The organism is Mesorhizobium sp. M2A.F.Ca.ET.039.01.1.1, assembly GCF_003998035.1.
GTDB lineage: Bacteria > Pseudomonadota > Alphaproteobacteria > Rhizobiales > Rhizobiaceae > Mesorhizobium.
The window spans coordinates 1-2,245 of the sequence record NZ_RZRY01000874.1 but is presented as its reverse complement, the minus strand read 5'-3'; the positions used below and the strand labels follow the sequence as shown (position 1 = coordinate 2,245).

The window sequence follows — 2,245 nt, the reverse complement described above, 5'->3', positions numbered from 1 at the left end:
GAGCTGACGGGCCATGCGGACCGTTGCCGAATCACCGCCATGGACCGTGGCCGAAAAGCTGATCGCCGAGGCCGCGAGATCGCCCGAGCACGAGGCGTGGATCTCGCGTCAGCTCATGGCGCAGCGCCGCCCGTCCGAGATCCTGGCCGACCTTGATCGCGCCACCGATCCCGCCAAGCTGCTCGCCGCCATCGGCGGCGACGGCCCGGCAGGCCTCATCACGGCCTGCCTGATCACCTTCGCCACGCCCTTCATCGCGCTCGGCTGGTTGCTGCCATGATGAAGCACCAGACCACATTCAAGCGGCACGAAGGCAAGGTGCTCTTCATCTGTCGCCGCTGGCCGGATTGCCTCTGCGGCGACGATTGCATTGACGACAGGCCGACGGAATCGAAATCCGCCCGCCGCATCCTGATCGGCCTGATGATCGCCACGGCCCTAATCGGCCTTGGCCTGGTTTATGTGGGGCTGCGCTGATGCAGATCGCCCGTATCGAAGGCTGCACACGCGTGCTCGGCGAGGCGCAGGGCTATCTCGGCCTACCGCTGCGCGACATCATCATCAACGACAGCGTGACAGGTCCGGAAACGCCGGCCATGGAAAGCGCATGGTTCCCGACGCCGCAAGAACTCGCCGCGCTCAATGCCGGCGCGCCGATCATCCTGCGCGTCGTCGGCCGCGCCCATCCCCCCGTCATGCTTGAAGCCGGCGAGGTGCCGAAATGAGCAACATCAAAGTTGGCGACCGGGTGTTCACGATCGACCGTGGCACGGTCAACGCCATCGACGATGATACTGCCGAGGTTTGCTGGGATGTCTCCGGCTGCCTCGGCGATATCGACCTAGACCGGCTGCAGCTCGTCACGTCGCTGGACACCGCGCGCCTCGAACGCATGGCTTTCGAGATATTGCCGGTTTGGGCACAGAACCGGCTCATCGCGCTGCAGGACGAGCGCGACGCCCTGCTCAGGAAGATCAATTCCCCAGAGACCGAAAACTGGATGGCCGGAGTTCCCCTTGAAGCCGCGCACCAGGTCGAGCGTTGGGGCGCCGCGCACGACGCTGGCAAGACGGCGTGGGATTGGTTCTGGCTGATCGGCTATCTGGCACAGAAGGCCGCCGCCGCACAGGCGTCCGGCGACCTCTTCAAGGCCAAGCATCACACCATTTCGACCGCAGCCGCCCTGCTCAATTGGCACCGCCAGTTGACGGGCGAGAACACGGCTATGCGTCCCGGCATCGATCCGGTCGCGCGCGGCATCGAGGCGAGCGCCAATGGCTGACAAATCGCCAATCGAATGGACCGATGCGACGTGGAACCCGATTGTCGGGTGCTCGATCGCCACCGCCGGCTGCACGCATTGCTATGCCATGAAGATGGCCGCGCGAATTGAGGCCATGACAAGAGGCGGTGAGCGCAGCGAACAGGGAAGCAAGAAAACTTCCGGCGCGCCGCACTACGCCGGCACCACGAAGAAGGTCAACGGCAACGCCGTCTGGACCGGCAAGCTGGCGCTGGCGCCCGAGCGGATCCTGACCCAGCCGCTGCGCTGGAAAGAGCCGCGCCGCATCTTCGTCAATTCCATGGGCGATCTCTTCCATGAGGACGTGCCCGACGAGTGGATCGACCAGACATTCGCGGTGATGGCTGTCACGCCGCATCACACCTACCAGCCGCTCACCAAGCGGGCGGACCGGGCGCGGCGCTATATTTCCGACCCGGCCACGAAGCATCGCGTCTATGATCTCGCCTGCAATCTGGTGATCGAGCGGCAGATTCAGATCGTGCTGATCGCGCCGGACACCGACGAGCGCCAGGCGCCGCCCGGACCGCGCGTCTATCTCGACCAATGGCCGCTGCCCAACGTCTGGCTAGGCGTTTCTGCCGAGCGCCAGCAGGAGGCCGACGAGCGCATACCCGAGCTGCTGGCGACGCCGGCGGCGATCCGCTTCGTCTCCGCCGAGCCGCTGCTCGGACCGATTGACTTCGAGCGGATAAAGCTACCGGGCATCGTCAATCCGCTGGACGCTCTTCGTGGCATGACTTGGCAGCAAATGACCCACGGACGATATGCCGGTCAGCGGCTTTACAGCGGCCTGATCTTCGGTGGCGATAGAGGCCTCGACTGGATCATCGTCGGCGGCGAGAGTGGCGCGGACGCCCGCCCGATGCATCCCGCCTGGCCGCGCTCGATCCGCGACCAGTGCCAGGCTGCCGGAGTGCCGTTCTTCTTCAAGCAATGGGG

Annotated in this window: 5 protein-coding genes; all 5 read left to right on the top strand. The window is 65.2% G+C overall.

The annotated features are described in order from the left end of the window. The first annotated feature begins 46 nt into the window (after nucleotides 1-46). Nucleotides 47-280, top strand: coding sequence for a hypothetical protein (locus EOA24_RS34945; protein ID WP_127410649.1), 234 nt, complete (start codon nucleotides 47-49; stop codon nucleotides 278-280). Further along, complete coding sequence (locus EOA24_RS34940; RefSeq protein ID WP_127410648.1) at nucleotides 277-477, top strand: hypothetical protein; 201 nt, start codon at nucleotides 277-279, stop codon at nucleotides 475-477. The genes EOA24_RS34945 and EOA24_RS34940 overlap by 4 nt, the downstream gene beginning before the upstream one ends. Further along, nucleotides 477-725 carry a hypothetical protein gene (locus EOA24_RS34935; RefSeq protein WP_127410647.1) on the top strand — a complete coding sequence of 83 codons (249 nt, stop codon included), beginning with the start codon at nucleotides 477-479 and terminating at the stop codon, nucleotides 723-725. Before EOA24_RS34940 ends, EOA24_RS34935 begins: the two co-directional genes overlap by 1 nt. Beyond that, nucleotides 722-1,282 (top strand): hypothetical protein, encoded by a 561-nt coding sequence (locus EOA24_RS34930; protein ID WP_127410646.1) that lies wholly within the window; start codon nucleotides 722-724, stop codon nucleotides 1,280-1,282. The genes EOA24_RS34935 and EOA24_RS34930 overlap by 4 nt, the downstream gene beginning before the upstream one ends. Further along, a partial coding sequence (locus EOA24_RS34925) for a phage Gp37/Gp68 family protein (RefSeq protein WP_133374787.1) occupies nucleotides 1,275-2,245 on the top strand: 971 nt, incomplete at its 3' end. The genes EOA24_RS34930 and EOA24_RS34925, both read left to right, overlap by 8 nt.

Bases quoted from the DNA above. Each gene is read 5' to 3' on its own strand.
- EOA24_RS34935 (WP_127410647.1), top strand. From the start codon at position 477: ATGCAGATCGCCCGTATCGAAGGCTGCACACGCGTGCTCGGCGAGGCG.
- EOA24_RS34930 (WP_127410646.1), top strand. From the start codon at position 722: ATGAGCAACATCAAAGTTGGCGACCGGGTGTTCACGATCGACCGTGGC.
- EOA24_RS34940 (WP_127410648.1), top strand. From the start codon at position 277: ATGATGAAGCACCAGACCACATTCAAGCGGCACGAAGGCAAGGTGCTC.